Source organism: Parasphingomonas frigoris (assembly GCF_036663815.1).
In the GTDB taxonomy this organism is placed as follows: Bacteria; Pseudomonadota; Alphaproteobacteria; order Sphingomonadales; family Sphingomonadaceae; genus Sphingomonas.
Genome location: NZ_JAXOJQ010000006.1, coordinates 154,613 through 176,648, shown reverse-complemented (window position 1 = coordinate 176,648; position 22,036 = coordinate 154,613). Strand labels below are relative to the sequence as shown.

At 67.7% G+C, this 22,036-nt stretch carries 20 protein-coding genes; 15 read left to right on the top strand and 5 right to left on the bottom strand.

Annotated elements, in window-relative coordinates; all coding sequences use genetic code 11:
• The first annotated feature begins 8 nt into the window (after positions 1-8).
• The 4 genes from ftsA to U1872_RS17970 all read left to right on the top strand — a co-directional run bounded on the left by ftsA (position 9) and on the right by U1872_RS17970 (position 6,552).
• Positions 9-1,271 (top strand): cell division protein FtsA, encoded by a 1,263-nt coding sequence (ftsA, locus tag U1872_RS17985; protein WP_332794293.1) that lies wholly within the window; start codon positions 9-11, stop codon positions 1,269-1,271.
• 110 nt (positions 1,272-1,381) lie between these two features.
• Positions 1,382-2,869, top strand: a complete 1,488-nt coding sequence (gene ftsZ, locus U1872_RS17980; protein ID WP_332794292.1) for a cell division protein FtsZ — start codon at positions 1,382-1,384, stop codon at positions 2,867-2,869.
• A 133-nt stretch (positions 2,870-3,002) separates the two neighbouring features.
• A complete protein-coding gene (locus U1872_RS17975; RefSeq protein ID WP_332794291.1) occupies positions 3,003-5,351 on the top strand; it encodes an SPOR domain-containing protein in 2,349 nt (782 codons plus the stop codon).
• Between the two features lie 28 nt (positions 5,352-5,379).
• Complete coding sequence (locus U1872_RS17970; RefSeq protein WP_332794290.1) at positions 5,380-6,552, top strand: deoxyguanosinetriphosphate triphosphohydrolase; 1,173 nt, start codon at positions 5,380-5,382, stop codon at positions 6,550-6,552.
• 105 nt (positions 6,553-6,657) lie between these two features.
• On the opposite strand, the gene U1872_RS17965 is transcribed toward U1872_RS17970, so the two are convergent.
• Positions 6,658-6,948: a hypothetical protein gene (locus U1872_RS17965; RefSeq protein ID WP_332794289.1), complete on the bottom strand. Its 291-nt coding sequence runs from the start codon at positions 6,946-6,948 to the stop codon at positions 6,658-6,660.
• Between the two features lie 224 nt (positions 6,949-7,172).
• Between U1872_RS17965 and U1872_RS17960 the strand changes: the two genes are divergently transcribed.
• Positions 7,173-8,705, top strand: a complete 1,533-nt coding sequence (locus U1872_RS17960) for a DUF1800 domain-containing protein (protein WP_332794288.1) — start codon at positions 7,173-7,175, stop codon at positions 8,703-8,705.
• A gap of 3 nt (positions 8,706-8,708) precedes the next feature.
• Complete coding sequence (locus U1872_RS17955; RefSeq protein ID WP_443025408.1) at positions 8,709-9,860, top strand: DUF1501 domain-containing protein; 1,152 nt, start codon at positions 8,709-8,711, stop codon at positions 9,858-9,860.
• A 135-nt stretch (positions 9,861-9,995) separates the two neighbouring features.
• Here the strand turns inward: U1872_RS17955 and U1872_RS17950 are convergent, their stop codons facing one another.
• Complete coding sequence (locus U1872_RS17950; protein WP_332794287.1) at positions 9,996-11,912, bottom strand: CocE/NonD family hydrolase; 1,917 nt, start codon at positions 11,910-11,912, stop codon at positions 9,996-9,998.
• A 162-nt stretch (positions 11,913-12,074) separates the two neighbouring features.
• Between U1872_RS17950 and argS the strand changes: the two genes are divergently transcribed.
• The 8 genes from argS to tatC all read left to right on the top strand — a co-directional run bounded on the left by argS (position 12,075) and on the right by tatC (position 18,622).
• Positions 12,075-13,799 (top strand): arginine--tRNA ligase, encoded by a 1,725-nt coding sequence (gene argS, locus U1872_RS17945; protein WP_332794286.1) that lies wholly within the window; start codon positions 12,075-12,077, stop codon positions 13,797-13,799.
• Complete coding sequence (locus tag U1872_RS17940) at positions 13,799-14,473, top strand: SPOR domain-containing protein (RefSeq protein WP_332794285.1); 675 nt, start codon at positions 13,799-13,801, stop codon at positions 14,471-14,473. Before argS ends, U1872_RS17940 begins: the two co-directional genes overlap by 1 nt.
• A gap of 67 nt (positions 14,474-14,540) precedes the next feature.
• Positions 14,541-15,548, top strand: a complete 1,008-nt coding sequence (locus tag U1872_RS17935) for a glycoside hydrolase family 3 N-terminal domain-containing protein (RefSeq protein ID WP_332794284.1) — start codon at positions 14,541-14,543, stop codon at positions 15,546-15,548.
• A gap of 190 nt (positions 15,549-15,738) precedes the next feature.
• On the top strand, positions 15,739-16,482 hold the full coding sequence (locus U1872_RS17930) for a segregation and condensation protein A (RefSeq protein ID WP_332794283.1): 744 nt from the start codon (positions 15,739-15,741) through the stop codon (positions 16,480-16,482).
• Positions 16,479-17,102 (top strand): SMC-Scp complex subunit ScpB, encoded by a 624-nt coding sequence (gene scpB, locus U1872_RS17925; RefSeq protein WP_332794282.1) that lies wholly within the window; start codon positions 16,479-16,481, stop codon positions 17,100-17,102. Before U1872_RS17930 ends, scpB begins: the two co-directional genes overlap by 4 nt.
• A 26-nt stretch (positions 17,103-17,128) precedes the next feature.
• The gene (locus U1872_RS17920) at positions 17,129-17,365 is read left to right on the top strand and encodes a twin-arginine translocase TatA/TatE family subunit (protein ID WP_332794281.1); all 237 of its coding nucleotides are present in this window, start codon (positions 17,129-17,131) and stop codon (positions 17,363-17,365) included.
• Between the two features lie 19 nt (positions 17,366-17,384).
• Positions 17,385-17,846 (top strand): Sec-independent protein translocase protein TatB, encoded by a 462-nt coding sequence (gene tatB / locus U1872_RS17915; protein WP_332794280.1) that lies wholly within the window; start codon positions 17,385-17,387, stop codon positions 17,844-17,846.
• Positions 17,843-18,622 carry a twin-arginine translocase subunit TatC gene (tatC, locus tag U1872_RS17910; RefSeq protein ID WP_332794279.1) on the top strand — a complete coding sequence of 260 codons (780 nt, stop codon included), beginning with the start codon at positions 17,843-17,845 and terminating at the stop codon, positions 18,620-18,622. The genes tatB and tatC overlap by 4 nt, the downstream gene beginning before the upstream one ends.
• 99 nt (positions 18,623-18,721) lie before the next feature.
• On the opposite strand, the gene U1872_RS17905 is transcribed toward tatC, so the two are convergent.
• The 3 genes from U1872_RS17905 to U1872_RS17895 form a co-directional block, all read right to left on the bottom strand.
• Positions 18,722-18,856, bottom strand: coding sequence for an entericidin A/B family lipoprotein (locus tag U1872_RS17905; RefSeq protein WP_332794278.1), 135 nt, complete (start codon positions 18,854-18,856; stop codon positions 18,722-18,724).
• Between the two features lie 299 nt (positions 18,857-19,155).
• Positions 19,156-20,754, bottom strand: coding sequence for a sensor histidine kinase (locus U1872_RS17900; protein WP_332794277.1), 1,599 nt, complete (start codon positions 20,752-20,754; stop codon positions 19,156-19,158).
• Between the two features lie 7 nt (positions 20,755-20,761).
• Positions 20,762-20,938, bottom strand: coding sequence for a hypothetical protein (locus U1872_RS17895; RefSeq protein ID WP_332794276.1), 177 nt, complete (start codon positions 20,936-20,938; stop codon positions 20,762-20,764).
• 251 nt (positions 20,939-21,189) lie between these two features.
• Between U1872_RS17895 and U1872_RS17890 the strand changes: the two genes are divergently transcribed.
• On the top strand, positions 21,190-21,996 hold the full coding sequence (locus U1872_RS17890) for a response regulator (protein ID WP_332794275.1): 807 nt from the start codon (positions 21,190-21,192) through the stop codon (positions 21,994-21,996).
• Positions 21,997-22,036: the final 40 nt, after the last annotated feature.

Below are 22,036 nucleotides of genomic sequence, written 5' to 3'. Positions count from 1 at the left end.
TAAGGCAGATGGCGAAGACAGCACCGGAAGGTCTCATTACCGCACTCGACATCGGGTCGTCGAAGGTATCGGCGATGATCGCGCAGAAGGGTGACGGCGGCGAGCTGATCGTGCTCGGCACCGGCCAGCGCGAGAGTCGGGGCGTGAAGCGCGGCTATATCGCCGATGCGGCGGCGACCGAGGTTGCGGTGCGCGAGGCGGTCGAGCAGGCCGAGCGGATCGCCGGCACCAATATCGAGAATGTCTGGGTCAGTTTCTCGGCCGGCGGGCTGGTGTCCGACGTTGCCTCGATCGAGTTCGAGCTGGGCGGCCACCGCGTCGAGCAATCGGACATCGATGCCTTGTTGCAGGCCGGGCGCGATTCGATCGATCCGGCCGGGCGGATGGTGCTCCACGCGCAGCCCGCGCTCTACACGCTCGACGGGCTGACCGGCGTCAAGCGCCCGCTGGGGCTCCATGCCGATCGGCTCGGCGTCCACATCCATGTCGTCGCCGCCGACGGCTCGCCGGTGCGCAACCTCGGCCTGTGCGTCGCCAATGCGCATCTCGAGGTGAAGTCGATCATCGCCTCGCCCGTCGCGACCGGGATGGCCTGCCTGTCGGACGAGGAGCGCGAGCTCGGCGTCGCCTTGGTCGAACTGGGCGCGGGGATCACCAACGTGTCGCTGTTCGCTGGCGGTATGCTCGTCGGCCTGATGTCGATCCCGATCGGCGCGCAGGACATTACCGACGACATCGCCTCGGCGTTCGGCACGCGGCGCGCGCAGGCCGAGCGGATGAAGTGCGTCCACGGTTCTGCCAACGCCAGCCCGCGCGACAATCACGAGATGATCGATGTCGCGCCGATCTCGGCCGAGGACGACGCGCATGACGGCACGCGCATCACCAAGGCGCAGCTCATCTCGGTGATCCGCCAGCGGCTCGATCACCTGATCGGCGAAGTCGGCAAGGCGCTTGCCGAGCTGAAGTTCGAAGGGCCGGTCGGGCGCCAGGTCGTGCTGACCGGCGGCGGGGCGGAGCTCAAGGGCATCGCCGATTATGCGCAGCAGGCACTCGGCCGGTCGGTACGGATCGGGCGTCCGCGCGGGCTTACCGCGTTGCCGGAAGCCCATTCGGGGCCCGCCTTTGCCACCCTCGCCGGCCTGGCTTTCTATGCGGCGGCAGACCCCGTCGATCTGCGCGCCCTGTCGAGCAAGCAGCAGCTCGTGCATCGTCCTAAGGGTTTTGCGCTGTTCCGACGCCTAATCGCGGCGGCCCGCGCGAATTATTAAAGATTTGCTACTCGAACATGCGGTTCGCGCTGGAACGACCGCAAGCGATGGTGCAAGAACAGTTGATATTAGTTTCGCGCCGGGGTGTGGGCGCTGGTTGGAGACCGGACATGAGCATCGAATTTTTGCCGCCAGAAGTCGATGAGCTCACGCCGCGCATCGCCGTGATCGGCGTCGGCGGCGCAGGCGGCAACGCTATCGCGAACATGATGCGCGCCGACGTGCAGGGCGTCGAGTTCCTCGTCGCGAACACCGACTCGCAGGCGCTCAAGCAATCGACCGCGAGCCACAAGATCCAGCTCGGCGCGAAGATCACGCAAGGGCTCGGCGCCGGTTCGCGCCCCGAGATCGGCCGCGCTGCCGCCGAAGAGACGATCGAGCAGGTCACCAAGATGCTCGAAGGCTCGCACATGTGCTTCATCGCGGCCGGCATGGGCGGCGGCACCGGCACGGGTGCGGCCCCGGTCATCGCCAAGGCGGCGCGCGACATGGGCATCCTGACGGTCGGCGTCGTCACCAAGCCGTTCGCCTTCGAGGGCACGCGTCGCGCCAAGAGCGCCGAGGCGGGCATCGAGGAACTGCAGAAGTATGTCGACACGCTGATCGTCATTCCGAACCAGAACTTGTTCCTGGTGGCGAACGCGAACACGACCTTCAAGGAAGCGTTCCAGATGGCGGACGAGGTCCTCCAGCAGGGCGTCCGCGGGATCACCGACCTGATGGTCATGCCGGGCCTGATCAACCTCGACTTCGCCGACGTTCGCTCGGTGATGCAGGAAATGGGCAAGGCGATGATGGGCACGGGCGAGGCCTCGGGCGACAATCGCGCGATCGAGGCGGCGTCGAAGGCGATCGCCAACCCGCTGCTCGACGGCGTGTCGATGAAGGGCGCCAAGGGCGTCATCGTCTCGATTACCGGCGGCGACGACATGCGCTTGCTCGAGGTCGACGAAGCCGCGAACCACATTCGCGAGCTGGTCGACGAGGACGCCAACATCATCTGGGGTTCGGCGTTCAATCCCGAGCTCGAGGGCAAGATCCGCGTGTCGGTGGTCGCCACCGGTATAGAGGCCGAAGCGCGCCCGCTCCCGGTCGCACCGCCGGTCTCGCGCGCGTTCAGCTTCTCGGGTGCCAAGAAGAATGAGGGGCCAGCCCCCGTCCCCACCGACACGGCAGCGCCCGAGCCCGTCGCGGAGGCGCCAGCCGCCGAACCGGCGCCGGCCGAAGTCGACGAGCTGGTGCTCGACAGCGACACCGCCGTCGCTCCCGAGCCGAGCCCGGCGCCCGCACCTGCGCCGATCCCGACCTTCGGCGACGAGCGCGAGCCTTCCAAGCCAGCGGCCGACGATACGCCGAGCGAAGCGCCAACCCGCCGCCGCTGGCTCTCGCCGGGTTCGCCCGCTGCGGCCGCCGAAGCGGCGCCGGCCCCTGCGCCGACGCCCGAGCCCGCCGCACCCGCACCGCGCGTCAAGCTTGGCGGCACCCTGTTCGAGCGCATGTCGAGCGTTTCGCGTGGCGCCGCGCGCGACGAGGAGCCTGCGCCCGACAAGGACCCGCTCGACATTCCGCGCTTCCTGCACCGCCAGAACAACCAGTAAGCGGTTCGGACAGCGGCCTGTCGGACGGGCGAGCGGCCTGCGTGCGCCGCTCGCCGCCGATGGGTGTCGGTTGGTCGCAGCACCTTTGTCTGTTTGCTTGCCGCGTCCGTTGCAACCCGCTCTAGGATTGTCCATGCGCGCCGTTGGTCTCTCCGTTTCGATTTCCGCGCTCGCGCTGGGGCTGGCCGGCGGGGCGACCGCCCAGACCTATCCGTCGCCTTATGCCAGCGTGCCGTCACCTTATACGGTGCAGCCGCTGTCCGACGCCGACCTGCTCGCGAGCCAGATCCGGCTGCTGGCGGCCAACCCGCAGGATCTGCAGGCGCTGATCCGGGCTGGCGAACTCGCGCTCAAGCTGGACGACGATACCGCCTCTGCCGCCTTCTTCGCGCGTGCCGAGCGGATCGATCCGCGCAATGCGCGCGTCAAGGCGGGCGAGGGCAGCCTGCTCGTCTCGGCCGAGCGGCCCGGCGACGCGCTGCGCCATTTCGCCGAAGCCGAGCGGCTCGGCGCCGACCCACGCAGTTTCGCCGCCGATCGTGGCCTCGCTTATGATCTGGTCGGCGAGCAGGAGCGGGCGCAGCGCGACTATCGCGTCGCGCTGCGGGCCGGGCCGAACGACGAAACGCTGCGCCGCTATGCGCTGTCGCTCGGCATTTCGGGCAAGCGCGAGCTGGCGCTGACGCAGATCGACCTGCTGCTGCGCAAGAGCGATCGCGGCGCGTGGCGCGCGCGCGCGTTCATCCTGGCGATGGGCGGTGACCGGGCCGGCGCCGAGAAGATCGCGACGAGCATGATGCCCGCCGGCATGGCGCAGGGCCTGCAACCCTTCTTCACCATCCTGCCGAGTCTGCGGCCCGCCGACCGTGCCTTTGCGGTGCATTTCGGCGAGGTGCGGCCGAGCATCGATCGCGTCAACGACGCCCGGCTGGTGCCGCCGCTCGCCGCGCTGGGCCCCGATCCGACCGCCCCGGTCGAGGTGGCCGCGGTCGCCAAGCCGGTCGTGCCGGTCAAGGTCGACGCGCGCGAGGAGCGGCGCAAGGCGCGCGAGGCGCGGCGCAACCGTGGGCGCGTCGCGATCGCCGCGGCGACCACCCCGCCACCGCAGCCGCTGCCGGCGCCGCCGGTCTATGGCACCACCGCCTATGGCACGCCGACCTATTCTGCCCCGACGTCTGGCACGCCGCCTTACGCCGCGCCGACCTATGCGCGTCCGACCTATGCGTCGCCCGCGAGTGGGGTGACGCTGGCGTCGAACGCGATCCGTGTTCCGTCGCAGACCCCGGCGTCATCCGGGACCTCGCCTTACGCCACCGCGGCACGTCCAACGACGAGTGTGCCGCCGGTCACCTATGTCCAGCGCGTGCCGGGGACGAGCGCGACTCCGACGATTGCGCCGCCCATGGCGCAATCCGCGCCTGCTGGCGTGGCATCGACCGGCGTCACCCCGCAGCGTTCGGTTCGGTCGACCGCGCCCACTGCACCGTCTTCCACGTTCGCGGCAAACACGGCGGCCCGTTCGCCCTACACCGCCCCCGCGACTTCGCAGTCCGCGCCGAGCAGCGTCGCAACCGTGACGCCGCCGGCCGCCACGACCTCACAGCCGCAGACCGTGTTCGGACCCCGCGCGCCGATCCTCCAGCAGACCACGCCGACCACCACCGTCGCACCGCCGCTGAGCGCCGTGGCGGAAGCGTCGCCGGTCGTCACTGGCAGCGCTGCGCCGGCTACGGGTGCGTCGACGACCTTCGGCGCGGCGCCGACTGTTCCCGCGACGGCCGTTCCTGCGACCGTCTCGACACCCACCCCGACGTATCCCGCGCCGTCGGCGGCCTCCGTCGCGGTCGTGCCCGTTACGCCGGCGCCGGTGCGCAGCGAGGATTCGATCCTCGCGGCGATCATTTCCGACATCAAGGTGCCGGGGAACGAGTTGCCGGCCGAGCCCGCACCCGCCGTGGTCTCCCGCGCGCCAATCGCCACGCCCGCGGTCGATCCCGCCGTCGCGGCAGCCGCTGCCGAGCGCAAGGCCGAGGCGGACGCCCGGAAGCTCGCCGACAAGAAAGCGGCGGCGGACAAGAAGGCGCTGGCGGACAAGAAGGCGCTCGCCGACAAGAAGCTGGCCGACGCGAAGAAGGCTGCCGCCGACAAGAAGATCGCCGACGCCAAGAAAGCCGCCGAGGAAAAGCGCAAGAACGATCCCAAGCTGCTCGAACCGTCGCGCGTGTGGGTGCAGGTGGCGGGCGGCGCGAACGAGAACGACCTGCCCAAGCAATGGTCGAAGCTGCGCAGCGCCAACAAGCAGCTCGCCGGGCGTAGCGGCTGGACGACGCCGCTGCGCGCGACCAACCGCATCCTGACCGGCCCGTTCAAGACCGACGAAGAAGCCCAGGCGTTCGTCAACAAGATCGCCAAGGACGGCCTGTCGGGCTTCGTCTTCGTCAGCGATGCTGGGCAGAAGATCAGCAAGCTCGGCGGCAAATGACCTTTCGATTCGTGGAATACCGACCGTCATGACCGTAACTTCGCCCTGGGCCTCTCACCCGGAGCGCAGCCGCGGTCGCCTCCATGAAGAACAAAAGGGGAGCACGCCCGAGACGGCGCGGGGCCCACGCGATGCCTTCCAGCGCGATCGCGACCGCATCATCCATTCGATCAGCTTCCGCCGGCTGCGTCACAAGACGCAGGTGTTCATGGCGCCCGACGGCGACCATTTCCGCGTCCGGCTCACGCACAGTCTCGAGGTCGCACAGATCGCGCGGACGATCGCGCGGACGCTCGGGCTCAACGAGGATCTGACCGAGGCGCTGGCGCTGGCGCACGACATCGGCCATCCGCCGTTCGGCCATGCCGGCGAGGATGCGCTCGAGGCGGCCCTGGCCGGGCAGGGCGGGTTCGATCACAACGGCAACACGCTGCGCGCGCTGATGACGATCGACAGCCCCTATCCGCGCTGGAACGGGCTCAACCTGACGTGGGAGACGCTCGAGGGGCTCGCCAAGCACAATGGCCCGATCAAGAAACCGCGTTGGGCGCTGGCGGAATGCGATGCGGCGTTTCCGCTCGACCTGCCGCGCTGGTCGAGCCTCGAGGCGCAGGTCGCGGCGATCGCCGACGACATCGCCTATGACAATCACGACATCGACGACGGCCTGCGCGCCGGGCTGCTGACGCTCGACCAATTGCTGAGCGTGCCCTTGGTCGCGCGCGGCTGGGATGCGGTGCGTGCCCGCTTCCCCGATGTCGCGCCGGCGCGGCTGGTCGGCGAGCTGATTCGCTCGCAGATCGGCGCGATGGTCAATGATCTGATCGCGGAGACGCGGACGCGGCTGGCCGGGATCGGCGATGCCGAGGATGTGCGCGCCGCGGGGCGCTGCCTGGTCGGTTTTTCGCCCGAGATGCGCGAGGATGAGCGCGTGCTGAAGCGCTTCATGTACGCCAATCTCTATCACCACCCGCGCCAGCTCGAGGCGGCACGCGCGGCGGAGGGGATCGTGGGGGGATTGTTCGCGGCCTATCGTGCCGACGCGCGGCTGATGCCGGGGGATTGGGCGACGCGTATGCCGGACGGAGAGCCGTGGCGCAGCCGCCACATCGCCGACTTCATCGCCGGGATGACCGATCATTATGCGGTTGCGCGCTATCGCGAGGTGGTCGGGCCGATCGATCTGCCCGAAGGGTTTTGAAGGACGCCCTGGAGCGTCGAACGCGCTGCGTCCTCCGCCGTCACCCCGGCGCTGTACCGAGGTGACGGTCGTGAGGACTAGACCCTGTGCAGGGTCCCGCTCAAATCAGCGCGAAGCCAGCTCGGTCGAGCTCAGCTTGGACTGTGCATTGGCGACGGTGAAGGCAACGGGAACGCCACCCGACACGCCGGTGACCTGATCGCCACGGACGTTGAGTTCGAACGCGCTGCCCGACTGATGGCGGCCGCTGATCAGGATGTGATCACCCTTGTCGATCGTCTTGTAGGTGTAGGTTTCGCCATCGCGCGTGAAGGTCTTGGTCACGCCGGTCTTGGCGACGGCAGGTGCAACCGAAACGGCGAGGAGGGCGGTGGCGGCGAAGAAAGTCTTGAGCATGATCGTTCCTTTCGAAGGTCGAAAGCCGATGCGCATCCTCTCCCCAAAGATGGATTGTGCTGTTGGGAGTGTCTTTATTGCAGTGCAGCATAAGCCCAAGCGCAAAGAACGCGCGACCAGTTGCACGAAACGAACGCGTCGCTCCGCATCGGGCATAATCTTGCGACAGTTTGTTGCGATAGCGCTGCAGGGGCACACATCGGGGGCGTTGTGAGGAAGGCTTGATGAGCAAGGCAAGTATCGCGCTCAACCGCTTCGGCCTGGGCGCGCGCGGCGATCAGCCGGTGCCGAGTGACCCGGTCGGTTGGCTGACCGGACAGTTCGCCAAATATGATCCCCATCCCGATGCGATCGCCGGCGCGGCGAGCAGCGCGGCGGTGGCGGGCGAGCTCGCCGATTATTTCCGCCAGCAGCGCGCGCTTCGCGCGCAGCAGGGCAACCGGCCCAATCCGCCGGCGGCAACCGGCGCGGTCGCGCCGATGCCCGGTGCCGCCCCCGCCGGGATGCAGATGGGCGCACAATCGGTGCAGCCGCCGGGGATGGCGCCAAGCATGCCGGCAAAGCCGCCGCGCGACGATGCGATGAAGCAGGCGCGCCAGTTCGCTGCGCGCACGGGCCGCGAGGATTATGCCGGCGCGGTCGGCGCGCGGGTGACGCAGGCGCTTATCAGCGACACGCCGTTCGTCGAGCGGCTGGTGCATTTCTGGGCGAATCATTTCGCGGTGTCGGCCGACAAGCTGCAGGTCGTCGGGCTCGCCGGCACGCTCGAGTTCGAGGCGATCCGCCCGCACGTGCTCGGCCGCTTCCACGACATGCTGATGGCGGTCGAGCAGCACCCCGCAATGCTGCTGTATCTCGACCAGGCGGTCTCGGTCGGTCCGAATTCGCCGCTCGGCCTCAAGATCGCCGCGCGCGGCAATCGCAAGGTCGGGCTCAACGAGAACCTCGCGCGTGAGATTCTCGAGCTGCATACGCTCGGCGTGCGCACCGGCTACAGCCAGGCCGACGTCACCGAATTCGCCCGCGCGATGACCGGCTGGACCGTCGCCGGGATCGGGCAGGGGCCGGGCGCGCGCGCTGCCGGGACCGACGGGCTGCCCGGCGATTTCGTGTTCGCGGCACCGCTGCATGAGCCCGGCGACCGGCTGGTGATCGGCAAGACCTATCCGGCCGGCGGGGTCGAACAGGCGAGTGCGGTGCTCGCCGACGTCGCGGTCTCGCCCGCCACCGCGACGCACATCGCCAGCAAGCTCGCGCGCCACTTCGCGGGCGACGCCCCGCCGCCGGCGATGGTCGCGCGGTTGCAGGCGGCGTTCCTCAAATCGGGTGGCGACCTGCCGACGGTATACCGCGCGCTGATCGCCTCGCCCGAGGCGTGGGTCGAGCAGCCGCTCAAGTTCAAGACGCCGTGGGAATGGACGATCTCGTCGATGCGCGCGCTGAACGTCAAGACCGCCGATCCGCAGGCCATGGTCGGCCTGCTCAACCAGCTCGGCCAGCCGACGTGGAAGCCGGGCCAGCCGATCGGCTACGATGATATCGCCGGCAGCTGGGCGGGGCCTGATGCGGTGCTGCGCCGCGTCGAGGCGGCCGAACGCTTCGCCTCGCGCGCGGCGAACGTCGACGCGCGCGCGCTGGCGCCCAAACTGCTGCCCGGCGCGGTCAGCCCGGCGACGACCGCCGCGCTCGCCAATTGCGAGAGCCCGGCGCAGGGACTCGCCTTGCTGCTCGTCGCGCCAGAATTCATGCGGAGATAAGCCATGGACATGCCCTTTCTCGATCGTCGTACCTTCCTGGGCGCCGGTGCGCTCGCGCTGGCGCTGGCGCCGCGCATGGCCTTCGCCAAGGCCGAGACCGACAAACGCTTCGTCTTCATCATCCAGCGCGGTGCGGCCGACGGCATGGGGATCGTTGCGCCGGTCGGCGATCCGGCATTCGTCGGCGCGCGCGGTGATCTCGCCGCCGACTTCGCCACTGCGGGCAAGCTCGATGGGATGTTCGCGCTGCACCCGACGATGACGACGCTGCAGGGGCTGTACGGCCGAAAGCAGGTGCTGTTCGCGCACGCCGTCGCCTCGCCGTACCGCGATCGCTCGCATTTCGACGGGCAGAATGTGCTCGAGAGCGGCGGGCTGAGCGCCTATCAGGTCAAGGACGGCTGGCTCAATCGGCTGCTCGGCGTGCTGCCGCCGACGCAGGCAAAGGCAATCGCGGTGTCGGCGACGGTGCCGCTGGCGTTACGCGGGCCGCACGACGTGTCGTCCTACGCGCCGTCGAACCTGCCGCAAGCCTCGGACGATTTAATGCAGCGTGTGGCGATGCTCTATCAGGGCGACACACAGCTCCACGGGCTGTGGAGCGAGGCGATGAGCACGCGCGAGCTGACCAGCGATCTGGCGGCGGGGGGCGGTGCCAATGCGGCGGCTACGGGGGCGCTTGCCGCGCGCCTGCTCGCGCCCGCCAACGGTGCGCGGATCGCGATGATCGAGACCGGCGGCTGGGACACGCATACCCAGCAGCGCCAGCGGCTCGGCGCGCAGTTGAAGGGGCTCGATGCGATGATCGGCGCGCTGCAGGCGGGGCTTGGACCGCTGTGGAGCGACACGATGGTGCTTGTCGCGACCGAGTTCGGGCGGACCGTCGCGGTGAATGGCACCGGCGGGACCGATCACGGGACGGGGAGCTCGGCGATGCTGCTCGGCGGTGCGGTGCGCGGCGGGCGGGTGCTGGCGGACTGGCCGGGGCTGCAACAGGCGGCCTTGTTCGAGGGGCGCGACCTCAAGCCGACGCTGCAGCTCGACGCCTTCATCGCCGGCGCGGTGGCGGGGCATTTCGGCGTCGAGCCGGCGCGCGCGATGGCGGCGCTGTTCCCGCTGAGCAAGGGGACCAAGGCGGTCAGCGGGCTGGTGTGACCGACGCGCGACCCTAGCTCCGTTCGTGCTGAGCGTGTCGAAGCACTGTCCTTCTTGTCGCGGGTCGCAAGAAGAACAGCCCTTCGACAGGCTCAGGGCGAACGGCGGGAGAGGGTGCCGAAAAGGCGGCAGCCGTTACTTCGCCACCACCGGCAGCAGCACCGCGCTCGCCCCCGCGGCGCCATGCTCGATCGTGACGGTCGCCTTCTTGTAATCCGCGGGCTTCGCCAGGAAGATGTTCGGCACGAAGGTCTGCGGGTTGCGGTCGTAGACCGGGAACAGCGACGACTGCACCTGCACCATGATCTTGTGCCCCGGCAGGAATTCATGGTTCACCGCCGGCAAACGGAAGCGATATTGCTGCGTCTTGCCAGCCGGGATCGCGCTCGGCTTGGCGAAGCTCTCGCGATAGCGGCCGCGGAAGATGTCGAGGCTGATCGCCAGCTGATAGCCGCCCATCTTGGGGTTGCTCGCCACCTCGTCGGGATAGACGTCGATCAGCTTGACGACGATGTCGCCGTCGCTGCCGGTCGTTTTGGCGAAGATGTCGGCCCACGGCACGCCCGAGACCTTGACGGTCTTGGTCAGCGCCGGCGTCGAATAGCTCATCACGTCGGTGCGGCCGTCGACCGAGCGCTGGTCCGACACCAGCCAGTCGCCCCAGCGGCCATCGTCGAAATTGATCGGACGCGGCAGATAAGGGACGGGGTTGGCGGGATCGGACACATAGCTGTCGCCGCCGCTCGCGGCGCGCTCGAAGCCGAGGCCCTTGTCGGCCTGCAGATAGAGCGGGGTGAGCGGCGTGTCGCAGCCGGTGTCGCACGACAGCGGCCATTTGGGGAAGTTGTCCCAATGGTTCGCGCCAGTGTTGTAGATTGCGGCGGCGGGCAGCGTGACCGCGGGGCCGTCCTTCAAATACTGGTTGAAGAAGGGCAGCACCATGTCTTCGCGATATTGCTGCGCGGTGTCGCCGTTCCACGTCAGCGGCCCGAGCGTGCGGCCCTCGCGATTGACCTGGCTGTGGCGCCACGGGCCCATCACCAGATAATTGTTCGACTGGTGCCCAGCCTTGACCAGCGCCTCATAGCTGTGGATCCCGCCCCACATGTCCTCATGATCCCACAGGCCCTGTTCCCACAGCGTGGGGACGTTCGACGGGCTCGCCGCGAGCAAAGTGTCGAGCGCCTGGCCCGACCAGAAGCCGTCATAGGCGGGATGCTCGACCATCCGCTTCCAATAGGGAAGCTGGTCGTAGCCCGACTTCTTCGCCCAATCGCCAGCCGAGATGGTGCGGAAATTGTCGTAATCGTCATAGCCGCCCGACGGGGGCGCCTTGCCCTCGCCCTTGTAGCCGGTCTGCGAGCCGAGCCAGCCGATGTTGGGCAGGCGGAACGCGCCGTAATGGAACCAGTCGTCGCCCATCCAGCCGTCGATCATCGGGCTCTGCGGCGCGGCGACTTTCAGCGCGGGATGGGGATGGAGCAGCGCCATCACCACGGTGAAGCCCTCGTAGGACGATCCGATCATCCCGACGCGGCCGTTCGATTCCGGCAGGTTCGCCTTGTTCACCAGCCAGTCGATCGTGTCATAGGCGTCGGTGGTGTGATCGACCTTGGTCTGGTTCAGCGGGCCGATGACGGGGCGCGTGACGACATAGTCGCCTTCAGAGCCGTATTTGCCGCGAATGTCCTGATAGACGCGGATGTAGCCGCCCTTGACGAACATCTCGTCGGCGAGCGGCAGCGTCGACAGCTCGCTCGCCGAGTCCATGCGGTTGGCGCGGCCTTTTGCGTTGTACGGCGTGCGCGTCAGCACGATCGGCGCGTTGGTCAGGCCCTTGGCGTAGACGATCACGGTGTAGAGCTTGGTCCCGTCGCGCATCGGGATCATCACCTCGCGCTTGACGTAATCGCGATCGGCTTCGGGCGGGCTGAACTTGGCGGGGATATCGCCACCGACGGGGGCGGCGGTCGACGCCTTCTGCTGGGCATGGACCGGCGCCAGCGTAAGCGCAGCGGCGGCGGTGGCGAGCAGAAGAGCGGTGCGATTCATGGGCGACCTTTCGGAAGGGAGATGCGCCGTTGGTAGGCGCAGTTTCGTGCCGCGATCAACCACCGAAAATCCTCCGCGGCACGGGGAGGGACGAAGGTGATTTGAAGCCGCCTTCCGTATCCGCTAAGGCGCGCGCTCGCAGACACCACCGGACGTGCCCCAATGACCCTCTACACCCGTTTCGCCGCGCATATCGATGCGGTGCTCGATGCCCTTGAAGCCAGCGGCGATCTGCCCGCCGGGCTCAACCGCGCGAACATCACGGTCGAGCCGCCGCGCGACACGACGCATGGCGATCTCGCCACCAACGCCGCGATGGTGCTGGCCAAGCCGGCGCAGACCAACCCGCGTGCGCTCGCCGAGAAGATCGTCGCGCATCTGGGTTCGCTGGACGAAGTCGAGACGGTGTCGATCGCCGGGCCGGGCTTCATCAACATGAGCCTGACCGACGATACGTGGCGCGCCGAACTCTCGGCGATCCGCGACGGGGGCGACGATTACGGCCGCTCGAACCGCGGTGCGGGCACCACGGTGAACATCGAGTATGTCTCGGCCAATCCTACGGGTCCGATGCACATGGGGCATTGCCGTGGCGCGGTGGTCGGCGATGCGCTCGCCGCCTTGCTCGAATTCGCGGGGCACAAGGTGATCCGCGAATATTACGTCAACGACGCGGGCGGGCAGGTCGACGTGCTCGCGCGCTCGGTCCACCTGCGCTACCGCGAGGCGCTCGGCGAGACCGTCGAGATCCCCGAGGGCCTGTATCCGGGCGATTACCTGGTGCCCGTCGGCCAGGCGCTCGCCGCCGAATTTGGCGACGCCTATGTCGGCAAGCCCGAGGAAGAGTGGCTCGTGCTGTTCCGCACCAAGGCGGTCGCGGCGATGCTCGTGCTGATCAAGGCCGATCTCGCGTTGCTCGGCATCCATCACGACCTCTTCTCGTCCGAAGCCGAGCTGCAGGCAGCCGGCAAGCCCGAGGAGGCCGAGGCCGAATTGCGCTCGCGCGACCTCATTTACGACGGCGTGCTCGAGGCCCCCAAGGGGCAGGAGCTCGAGGATTGGGAGCCGGTCGTGCTCCCGCTGTTCCGCTCGACCCAGTTCGGCGACGACCAGGACCGGCCGATCAGGAAGTCGAACGGGCAATGGACCTATTTCGGCGCCGACCTCGCCTATCACTTCCAGAAAGCGCAGTCGGCCGACGCGCTGATCGACATCTGGGGTGCCGACCATGCCGGCACGGTGAAACGGATCGTCGCCGCGGTGCAGGCGCTGACCGGTGGCAAGACGCGCTTCGACGTCAAGCTCGTCCAGATGGTCCGCCTGATGCGCGCTGGCGAGCCAATCAAGATGTCGAAGCGCGCGGGCAATTTCGTCACGCTCGCCGATGTGGTGAACGAAGTCGGCAAGGACGTCGTCCGCTTCACCATGCTGACACGCAAGGCCGACGCGCAGATGGACTTCGACTTCGCCAAGGTGGTCGAGGCGTCGAAGGACAACCCCGTCTTTTACGTCAACTATGCGCACGCGCGTGTCGCATCGCTCCACCGCCGCGCGGCCGAGGCGGGAATTGTGTGCGATACGATCGACTTGTCCCAACTTGACACGGAGGACCTTGCGCTCGTGAAGTTCGCTGCGCAATTCCCGCGCATCGTCGACACCGCTGCGGCGGCGCGCGAACCGCACCGGATTGCCTTCTATCTCTATGACTTGGCTGCTTCGCTCCATGCTTTGTGGAATGTCGGCAACGACCGGCCCGACCGGCGCTTCCTGCTGCCCGATAATCCGGCGATGACGTGCGCGCGGCTTTTCTTGGCGGATGCAATCGGGCAGATTATCCGCAACGGGTTGGGCATCATGGGCGTCCAGGCGGTCCAGGAGATGAACTGATGGCAGGCGAGTATGACATGCGCGACGAGGATCGCCTTCCCTGGCTGGAAACGGTCGAGGACGACTATGATGACGGCCCGTCGGTCGTAAAGATCATCGGCCTGATCGTGCTGGCCCTGCTGGTCGTCGCTGCGGCGATCTTTGGGTATCAATATTACAAGAAGCATCAGGGGAGCGACGGCAACGGCGCGCTGATCGCGGCGCAGGAAGGCGACTATAAGGTCAAGCCCGACGATCCCGGCGGCGTCAAGGTCGAAGGCGAGGGCGACAGCGCGATCGCGACCAGCAATGGTTCCGCGACCGGCAATGCCGCGATCGACATGAAGGCGCTGCCCGAGGCGCCGGTCGCCGGCAAGAAAGCGCCGCCGGCGAAGGTCGATGCAGGGGCAAGCAAGGCGGTCACCGCGATCCCGGCGGCCAAGTCGGGCACGTCGGGTGGCGCGCTCGTCCAGCTCGGATCGTTCGCGAGCGAAGCCGAAGCCGATGCCAACTGGCGGACGATCTCGAAGCGGCAGGCGTATCTCGCACCGCTCGGCAAGTCGGTCCAGGCAGCACAGGTCAACGGCAAGACCGTATATCGGCTGCGCGTGAATGCCGGCAGCGCCGGCCAGGCGACCAGCCTGTGCGCCAAGCTCGCCGCCGCCGGGCAGGCCTGCTTCGTCCCGCGCGGCTGACGGATTTCGCCCCTCCCCTTCAGGGGAGGGGCTTAATTTAGCGGGCACTTGTTGCTAAGCCGCCCGCATGAAGCCCGTCATCTTCGGCCTGTCCGGCCTCGCCCTCACGCCCGCCGAACACAGCTTTTTCACTGCCGCCGAGCCGGCCGGCTACATCCTGTTCAAGCGCAACATCGCGGACCGGGCGCAGGTCCGCGCGCTGACCGACAGCCTGCGCGCGCTGTCGGGGCGCGATGACGTGCCGATCCTGATCGACCAGGAAGGCGGCCGCGTCGCGCGGATGGGGCCGCCCGAATGGCCGGCCTTTCCCGCTGGTCCCGCCTTCGACGCGCTCTACGACATTGCGCCGATTTCGGCGATCGAGGCGGTGCGCGCCAATGCCGAGGCGATCGCGCTGATGCTCGCCGAGGTCGGGATCAACGTCGACTGCCTGCCCTTGCTCGACGTGTCGCAGCCCGACACCACCGACGCGATCGCGACGCGCGCGCTCGGCTCCGAGCCGATGCGCGTCGCCGCGCTCGGCCGCGCGATCCTGCAGGGGTTGCAGCGCGGCGGCGTGGTCGGCGTGGTCAAGCATATGCCGGGGCATGGCCGCGCGCTGGTCGACACGCATTATCATCTGCCGACGGTCACCGCGTCGGATGCCGAGCTCGACGTCGATCTCGCGCCGTTCGTACGACTGAAGGACGCGCCGATGGGGATGACGTCTCACATCGTGTTCGAGGCATGGGATCCGGCGCGGCCCGCGACGCTGTCGCCGGTGGTGGTCGAGGACATCATCCGCCGCCGCATCGGTTTCGACGGGCTGCTGATGACCGACGACATCGACATGAAGGCGCTGTCGGGAACCGCAGGCGACAAGGCCGCGAGTGCGATCGTGGCGGGATGCGACCTGGTGCTCGATTGCTGGGGGCGGATGGACGAAATGGAGGACATCGCCGCACGGCTTGGCGAGATGTCGGTTGTTTCGAGGGCGCGGCTGGATCGGGCGATGGCAAGCGTGGCGGGGGTGAAACCCGCGGGCGATTTCGCCGCGCTCATTGCCAAGCGCGACGCCCTGCTCGCGCTCACCTAAATCCTCCCCCGGGAACCGGAGGAGGGGGACCGCCAGCCTTCTTCGGGCTGGTGGTGGAGGGGGCGTAGCCACAAGCGCTGCGCACGCGGAGAGGGCCCCCTCCGTCAGGCTACGCCTGCCACCTCCCCCGGTTCCCGGGGGAGGATTGAGATGGTTCTCGCGCCGCCCGCGATTTGGTAGCGTCTCCCTAATGACCGACGTCCCCGAAACCCTGACGCTCGACCTCGATGGCTGGGAAGGCCCGCTCGACGTGCTGCTCGCGCTTGCGCGGAGCCAGAAGGTCGATCTGAAGGCGATCTCGATCCTCGCCCTGGTCGACCAATATCTCCATTTCGTCGAGCAGGCACGCGCGATCAAGCTCGAGCTGGCGGCGGACTATCTGGTAATGGCGGCGTGGCTCGCCTACCTCAAATCGGGCCTGCTGCTGCCGCGCGACCCCGAGGTCGAACCGAGCCCGGAAGACCTCGCGCTGCGGCTGCAGCTGCGGCTCGAACGGCTGAGCGCGATGCGCGAGGCCGGCGCGCGGCTGGTGGCGCGCGACCGGATCGGGCGCGATGTCTTCCTGCGCGGTGCGCCCGAAGGTCTGCGCACGCACCGAAAGGCGCTGTGGCAGGCCGAGATCTTCGACCTGATCGCCGCGTATGGCGTCATCACCGCGCGGACGCGGCCGGTGATGCACGTCGTCGCGCACCGCGACGTGATGACGCTCGAAGCCGCGCTCGAGCGGGTCGCGCGGTTGCTCGGCATCACGCTCGAGTGGCGGACGATCGAGAGCTTCCTGCCCGAAAGCGCGACCGGGGTGTTCCGCAAATCGGCGCTCGCCTCGAGCTTCGTCGCCGCGCTCGAACTCGCCAAGCAGGGCAAGGCCGAACTGCGCCAGCATTCGCCCTTCGCGCCCCTCTATCTGCGCGCGCCGGCGGGGCAGGGGGCATGACGCCGCCCGATGCGATCGTCCGCGCGGTCGAGGCGGTGTTGTTCGCCGCGACCGAGCCGATGACGACCGACGCGATCCGCACGCAGCTCGAGGGGGTCGAGGTGCGCGCGGCCCTGCTCGCGCTGCAGGCCGACTATGCCGGGCGCGGGGTCGAGCTCGTGAAGCGCGGCGAGCGCTGGAATTTCCAGACCGCCGCCGACATGGCGCACCTGCTGCGCCGCACGCATGAGGAGCCGCGCAAGCTCAGCCGCGCGGGGATCGAGACGCTCGCGATCATCGCCTATCACGAGCCGACGACGCGCGCCGAAATCGAAGCGATTCGCGGGGTCGGCATCTCTAAGGGCACGCTGGACGTATTGATGGAGGCGGGGTGGATTCGGCCCGCCGGACGGCGCGAGGTGCCCGGGCGGCCGCTGCTTTATGCGACGACGCCGGCGTTCCTCGGCCATTTCGGCTTGGCGAGCCGCCGCGACTTGCCGGGGATCGACGATCTTCGCGCGGCGGGGCTGCTCGATCCGGTCGATCTCGCTTTCGATCGCATCGATGCCGACGGCGAGGTCGGTAACGAAGTGGACCGGGAGATGGACGCGGAGGTGGAAGTTTCCGGCGAGCAGGACTAGATAGGGCGGACCTTAGGAGATCGATCATGGGTGGTTTGAGTATTGTACACTGGCTGATCTTCGGCGGGATCGCGATCCTCGTCCTGGGCGGCGGCCGTTTCTCGAACATGATGGGTGATGTCGCCAAGGGCATCAAGTCGTTCAAGAAGGGCATGGCCGAAGAGGACGAGCCCAAGCGCGAGCCGAGCCGGATCGAAGCCAAGGCCGCGGCGGACCCCGTGTTCGACCGTGACGGCAATCGCATCCGCGACACCGAAGTCTGATTAGCGGCATCGCGCTGCCATGTTCGATGTCGCCTCGTCCGAAGTGATCCTGTTGGGGGTGGTCGCCTTGCTGGTGATCCCGCCCAAGGACCTGCCCAAGGCGATGCGCTTTGCCGGCCATTGGCTCGGCAAGGTGCGTGGCGTCGCCAACCAGTTCCGCTCTGGCTTCGACACGATGGTGCGCGAGGCCGAGCTGCAGGACATGGAAAAGAAGTGGGCGGCGGAGAATGAGCGGATCATGCGCGAGCATCCGCCAGAATCGACGCATTTGCCCGCGTCGCACGATGCGATCGACGTCGGCTATGACGGCACCGAGGGCACCGCACCGCCGACGATGGTCGAGACACCGGCGCTGACCGCGACGCCGAGGACCGCCGAGCCGTTTGGTCCCGCGCCGCAGGGCGCGACCGACGCCGCCCCGACGCACACCGCAACTGCGCTGCCCGCAGCCGCCGAACCCGTATCCAAGGCGCATCCGTGAACGCACCCGTCGACGACCTCGAAGCCAGCCGCGCGCCGCTGCTCGATCATCTGGTGGAACTGCGCAAGCGGCTGTTTTTCTGCATCGTCGCGGTGCTGGTCGTGTTCATCGGCACCTATGTCTATTCGCGCGAGATCTTCACCGTGCTGGTGCATCCGTTGCTGCTGGCGGGGCAGACCAAGGTCGTCACGGTCGGCGTGTTCGACGGCTTCTTCGTCCAGTTGAAGGTCGCGCTGTTCGCGGCGCTGATGATCGCCTTTCCGGTGATCGCCAACCAATTGTGGGCGTTCGTCTCGCCCGGGCTCTACACCAAGGAAAAGCGCGCGCTGCTGCCGTTCCTGTTCGCGACTCCGGTGTTGTTCATCGTCGGCGCGAGCATGGCCTATTTCGTCGCTATCCCCTCGGCGCTGCACTTCTTCCTCAGCTTCCAGGGCAATCTCGGCGGCGTCCAGCAGGAAGCGCTGACCTCGGTCGCTTCCTATCTCGATTTCGTGATGCAGTTCCTGTTCGCCTTCGGGCTCGCCTTCCTGCTGCCGATCCTGCTGATGCTGGTCGAGCGTGCGGGGCTGGTGTCGCGCAAGCAGCTTGTGGCTGGCCGACGCTACGCGATCGTCGGCTGCTTCGCGCTGGCGCTGGTGCTTGCGCCGCCCGATGCGGGGTCGATGATCATGCTCGCGGTGCCGCTGGTCGCGCTCTACGAACTGGCGCTGATCGCGATCTGGTTCACCGAGCGCAAGCGCGTCAAGGATGCGTCGACCGAGCTGGTCGAAAGCTGATCCTGCGCCGCGGCGGCGGCGGGGCGAACGGCGCAGACATGCAAAAGGCCGCTCCCGGGATCCGGGAGCGGCCTTTGTCGTAGCGCCAGGCGCTTGGCGTTATTTCGCGCTGTCAGCCGTCTTGGCAACGGTGTCGCCCGCCGACTTCACGTCCTTGCCGACGCCTTCGACGGTGTTGCACGCGCCGACCAGCAGCGCAGCGGCGAGGATCGCGAACGGGGTGATCTTACGCATTGAATGTCTCCTGAAAACACGGGCGCGAACCAGGGGCGCGCCTCGCCATCCCAATGCGCGACGCACGGTTTCGTTCCGCCTGCCGAACGGCTTACGGGACGAAGCGATGCGATGGAGCGGAACGTAATTGGGCCCGGGCGCGCTACCGGGGGGGGGGAGGTAGCGTCGTCCGGGCCCATGTCTTGGATAGCGAGAGCGGGGGGGCATAAATTCGCTATCCGAAGAGTAGAACGGCGATCGCGACGACGGGTTCCGAAAAAAATGCGTATTCGCCGTTTTTTTTGTCGGCACGGGTGCGATCAGTCGCGACCGGTGACCGCGACCGCGATTTCATAGGCGCCGACCATCGGATCGTAATGCAATTTCGAGCGCAGTTGGCGCGAGAGGCCTTCGATGACGCGGCCATAGCGTTCGGCGACCAGCACGCGCATGCGGTCGTCGTCGATCAGTGCGGGCGAATTGATCCGCAGCGTCGCGCGCTCGGGTGTCTCGCCGGCGGCGACCGAGATGCGCAGCTGGGCGGTCGGGTTGACCGTCATGGCGAGCTCGACGATCTCGGTGAGCAGGAAGGCGATTGCGATCGCGACGTCCTGGTTGGCGAGGTAGGGCGCGATGTCGAGCTGGATGCCGATCGGCGCATCCTCGGGCGCGGTCGCGCGGATGTTCGAGGCGAGTTCGCCCAGCACCGACCGCAGCGACAGGCCGCGATTGACCTCGAGCTCGGCGAAATGGTTGCGATGCACCACCGCCAGCGCATCGACGCGGCGCTGGATCGAGGCATAGGCCTGCGTCGCCTCGACGCTGCGCGCGGCGCGGGCGTGGAAATTGATCAGGCTTGAGATCACCTGGAGGTTGTTCTTCACGCGGTGATGCACTTCCCGCGTCAGCTTGGTCTGGCGCACCAGGCCCTCCGCGAGGCCCGCTTCATGCTCGGCGACCGTCCGGCTGATCGCGCGGAAGGTCTCGCCCAGCTCGCGGATTTCCTGCGCGGGCAGGGCGCGCATCACGCCGGAGTCGATTTCCTCGCCGGGGACGAAATTGGCGACGCGCGTGTGGAGTTCGCGCAGGGAGCGGATCAGCAACCGGTCGACGACGAACCAGCTGATGCCGGCCGCTGCCGCCCACATCACGATCGGCAGCAGCAGGGCGATTAGTACGGGCGAGGTGATCGGCGCGCTCTGGACGCGGGTCGACAGCACGACGTTGGCGAGCCCGATGCCGCTATTGATCGTCGAGCGCCGCTCGAGCGGGCCCTTGGGCGGCAAGGCGTGCAGCACGAGCTGCTCCTGGTCGAGCAGCAGCGCTGCTTCATAGGGCTGGGCCGTGCTGCTGGGCGCGGCGGTTGCGGCGAGCACGCGCGTCGGGAAGAAGGCCGCGGCGCTGGTTCGTCCGCTCGGGCTGGTGGTCGACAGCGTCAATCCCTGGCCGGGGATCAGCCGCGCGGTGATCGCGCCGCTGGTCGCGGCACGCGCCGGGGCGGCGTAGCGCGGCAGCGGATCGCCGCAGATTGCGCGGCCGCGGGCATCCGAGATGACGAAGCGCGTACCCTCGGCCGCCTGCGGGGCGAACACGCCCTGGGCGCGCGCACAGCTCGGCGCGTCGGCGGGATCTTCCTCGAGCGCGGTCAGCGAGACGCGCAGCGCGGTCATGTCGCCAACCAGTTCGATGGCCAGCTTGCGCGCGCTTTCGGTGGCGGTGACGCGCATCTGGGCGCGAGCAGACTCGTCGGCGAGTTCGGCGGTACGCACCGTCGCAAAGAAGGCGATGATGGCGAGCGGCAGCAAGCAGATGCTGAGGATCAGGAAGACCTTGGCGCCGGTCGGAAGCCTGTCGAGAAAACCGTTCGTCCGCCCGAACGCGACTGGGGGCGAAGCGGGCGCGCCGACACTGTCCGTCATCGAAAACTCAGTCTAGCTTGCCCAGAAGGTCGAGCATTTCGGGCGGAATCGATTCCTCGACCGTGCGCTGATACACGGTGCGGAGCGCCGCCCCCATGTCGCGGTCCTTGCTCTGAACCTTCGCGCCGGAACTGGACGCGCGCGCCGCACCCGGCTTTTTCGAAGATTCGTCGCCCGAACGCAATGCCGTCCCCCTGGAACACACCGGCGGCGCCGGTACAGTTGATATGCTGCCGTAACAATGTGGCTCGTAGATCGCTTGCGGGGTAATCGCAACGATCCATATTCCAGCATGAAACCAAATTGTCCTTCGATGGTTCCACCCCCGATGCGAATTAAATTCCGGCGGCGTCGGAGCGATGAAACGCGTTGCATTGCCGGGGGGTCGCTTCCACAACGCCCTCCGATCATTACCTCAGGGAGACCCCGACAGTCATGTCGCTAGGACAGCAGCTTGCCCCCCATCTTCCCTTTCTGCGTCGCTATGGCCGCGCGCTGACCGGCAGCCAGACCCACGGCGACCGCTATGTGCGGGCCACGCTCGAGGCGATCGTCGCCGCACCCGACGAATTCCCGCGCGAAGTTGATCCACGGCTCGGCCTGTATCGCATGTTCCACGCGATCTGGACGTCGACCAACTATGACGAGACGCCCGAGAATATGAGCGCGGACGACGGTGACGGCCAGGAATCGATCGCGCGCGCACGGCTCGCGCGGATGACGCCGTTGTCGCGCCAGGCGCTGCTGCTCACCGCGATGGAAGGCTTTACGCCCGAAGACGCCGCCTATTTGATCGACGTCGACACCAGCGAGGTCGAATCGCTCGTCACTGAGGCGCTCGCCGAAATCGAGAAGCAGACGCGCGCGCGCGTCCTGATCATCGAGGACGAGCCGATCATCGCGATGGACATTGAGACGATCGTCCGTGATCTCGGCCATGAGGTGACCGGCGTCGCCGTCACCCGCGACGAAGCCGTCGCGCTGGCGATGGAAGATCGTCCGGGCCTCGTGCTCGCCGACATCCAGCTCGCCGACGACAGTTCGGGGATCGACGCGGTCAAGGACATCCTGGCCGAGTTCGAAGTCCCGGTGATCTTCATCACCGCTTTCCCCGAGCGCCTGCTGACCGGCGAGCGCCCCGAGCCGACCTTCCTGATCACCAAGCCGTTCCAGCGTTCGACCGTCAAAGCGGCGATCGCGCAGGCGCTGTTCTTCGACCAGGCGACCGTCCCGGTCCTGTAAGGGAACCCATTCGCGCCTCCATGTGTTTGGGTTCCATACG

What these genes read in the sequence shown, in the direction of transcription:
- ftsA (WP_332794293.1), top strand. Translation starts at nt 9, where the DNA reads ATGGCGAAGACAGCACCGGAAGGTCTCATTACCGCACTCGACATCGGG.
- ftsZ (WP_332794292.1), top strand. Translation starts at nt 1,382, where the DNA reads ATGAGCATCGAATTTTTGCCGCCAGAAGTCGATGAGCTCACGCCGCGC.
- U1872_RS17975 (WP_332794291.1), top strand. Translation starts at nt 3,003, where the DNA reads ATGCGCGCCGTTGGTCTCTCCGTTTCGATTTCCGCGCTCGCGCTGGGG.
- U1872_RS17970 (WP_332794290.1), top strand. Translation starts at nt 5,380, where the DNA reads ATGACCGTAACTTCGCCCTGGGCCTCTCACCCGGAGCGCAGCCGCGGT.
- U1872_RS17965 (WP_332794289.1), bottom strand. Translation starts at nt 6,948, where the DNA reads ATGCTCAAGACTTTCTTCGCCGCCACCGCCCTCCTCGCCGTTTCGGTT.
- U1872_RS17960 (WP_332794288.1), top strand. Translation starts at nt 7,173, where the DNA reads ATGAGCAAGGCAAGTATCGCGCTCAACCGCTTCGGCCTGGGCGCGCGC.
- U1872_RS17955 (WP_443025408.1), top strand. Translation starts at nt 8,709, where the DNA reads ATGGACATGCCCTTTCTCGATCGTCGTACCTTCCTGGGCGCCGGTGCG.
- U1872_RS17950 (WP_332794287.1), bottom strand. Translation starts at nt 11,912, where the DNA reads ATGAATCGCACCGCTCTTCTGCTCGCCACCGCCGCCGCTGCGCTTACG.
- argS (WP_332794286.1), top strand. Translation starts at nt 12,075, where the DNA reads ATGACCCTCTACACCCGTTTCGCCGCGCATATCGATGCGGTGCTCGAT.
- U1872_RS17940 (WP_332794285.1), top strand. Translation starts at nt 13,799, where the DNA reads ATGGCAGGCGAGTATGACATGCGCGACGAGGATCGCCTTCCCTGGCTG.
- U1872_RS17935 (WP_332794284.1), top strand. Translation starts at nt 14,541, where the DNA reads ATGAAGCCCGTCATCTTCGGCCTGTCCGGCCTCGCCCTCACGCCCGCC.
- U1872_RS17930 (WP_332794283.1), top strand. Translation starts at nt 15,739, where the DNA reads ATGACCGACGTCCCCGAAACCCTGACGCTCGACCTCGATGGCTGGGAA.
- scpB (WP_332794282.1), top strand. Translation starts at nt 16,479, where the DNA reads ATGACGCCGCCCGATGCGATCGTCCGCGCGGTCGAGGCGGTGTTGTTC.
- U1872_RS17920 (WP_332794281.1), top strand. Translation starts at nt 17,129, where the DNA reads ATGGGTGGTTTGAGTATTGTACACTGGCTGATCTTCGGCGGGATCGCG.
- tatB (WP_332794280.1), top strand. Translation starts at nt 17,385, where the DNA reads ATGTTCGATGTCGCCTCGTCCGAAGTGATCCTGTTGGGGGTGGTCGCC.
- U1872_RS17905 (WP_332794278.1), bottom strand. Translation starts at nt 18,856, where the DNA reads ATGCGTAAGATCACCCCGTTCGCGATCCTCGCCGCTGCGCTGCTGGTC.
- U1872_RS17900 (WP_332794277.1), bottom strand. Translation starts at nt 20,754, where the DNA reads ATGACGGACAGTGTCGGCGCGCCCGCTTCGCCCCCAGTCGCGTTCGGG.
- U1872_RS17890 (WP_332794275.1), top strand. Translation starts at nt 21,190, where the DNA reads ATGTCGCTAGGACAGCAGCTTGCCCCCCATCTTCCCTTTCTGCGTCGC.